The sequence below is a fragment of the Sulfitobacter sp. genome (genome assembly GCF_041552635.1).
Classification (GTDB): Bacteria; Pseudomonadota; Alphaproteobacteria; order Rhodobacterales; family Rhodobacteraceae; genus Sulfitobacter.
On the sequence record NZ_JBFEKM010000365.1, the window covers coordinates 1 to 1,411 of the forward strand.

Annotated in this window: 1 protein-coding gene and 1 tRNA gene; both read right to left on the bottom strand. The window is 55.6% G+C overall.

Annotated features, from left to right (window positions below; translation table 11 throughout):
* Positions 1 to 1,145: tyrosine-type recombinase/integrase (locus ABYT07_RS21110; RefSeq protein ID WP_372993954.1), on the bottom strand; the 1,145-nt coding region annotated here is incomplete at its 3' end.
* Between the two features lie 150 nt (positions 1,146 to 1,295).
* Positions 1,296 to 1,385: transfer RNA gene (locus ABYT07_RS21115), tRNA-Ser, on the bottom strand.
* Between the last annotated feature and the right edge of the window lie 26 nt (positions 1,386 to 1,411).

Here is a 1,411-nt window from a genome sequence, read left to right on the forward strand (position 1 = left end):
CAACGTTCTATAAGCCCCCGCCGCTTGTCCAACAGATCAGACCTTGCATAAGCTCTCTCAACTTCCGACCCGACCCGGTGCGCCAAGCTCATTTCAGCAACTTCACGCGGCACGTTTGCCACCTCAGACGCCCAATCGCGGAAGGTTGACCGGAACCCATGCACCGTGACCCCTTCGACCTGCATACGGCGCAAAAGCATCAGCATCGACATGTTTGACAACGGCTTGTGCCGCTTTTGCCCCTCAAACACATAGTCGGACTCCATTGCCCGCAATGGCTCAATGATCTCCAGCATTTCATCTGTAAGCGGTACACGGTGAATTTCGCCGCTCTTCATCCGTTCCGCCGGACACGTCCACAGACGCGCATCAAAGTCGATCTCTTCCCATCGCAGGCCCAGCACTTCGCTTGTTCGTGAACCCGTCAGGCAAGTGAACATCAGCGCCTTTGCCGCCATCGCATTACGCGTTTTCAAGTCAGCGTAGAAGGCAGGTACGTCTTTCCAGCCCATCGCCTTGTGATGTTTCACCTTGGCTTTGACCTTGGGCAGAGCGCCCAATTCCTTGATCGCCGTGACAGGGTTTTCCCCGGACCGGAAGCCTTTTGAGCGCGCCACGTCCAGCACCGTCTTGATTCGCTGGGCCAGCCGCTTCGCCGTTTCGTGCTTTTCCGTCCAAATCGGCGCAAGGCACATCATAACCTCGGGCTGATCAATGCTATCAATCGGCATCCGCCCGATCTTGGGAAAGGCGTAATCGCGCAGGGTGTTGATCCACTGCTGGCCATGCTTGGCGTTCTTCCAAGTCGGCATCCGGTCGATATGGACCTGTTGTGCCACCTCTTCAAAGGTTGGCACCTCTTGGCGGGCATTGAAACGCGGGTTTAGCCCTTGCTTGGCCATGCGCCGATATTCGAGCGCCCGTTCGCGCGCTTGGTTGATTGTGACAATATCCGCGCCACCAAGGCCAAAGTCCGTGCGCAGGGGTGCCCCTTGCTTGTTCTTCTGTCCTTTGACCACCACGCGCACGATCCAACGCCGCGCGCCGGATGGATCAACCACCAGATAAAGGCCGTTTCCATCGCCATGCCGTCCCGCGCCAAGATTCTCGACGAGTTTCTTTGTCAGCTTACCAGATAGGGCCATTTCAAAATACCACGTTCCATACCACTCAAGGAACGAATATAGACACTATCGAAAGAAACTCAAGGCAACTGACACTTTGCGTTAAGCCACTATGAATACTATAAAAAATCCACCTAAGGCGACCCAATCAAAACGATAAAAATGAGGTGGTGGCGGAGGAGGTGGGATTCGAACCCACGGTACGCTCTCACGCACGCCGGTTTTCAAGACCGGTGCATTCGACCACTCTGCCACTCCTCCGCAGCAAAGACCGCATAAAACGCCGG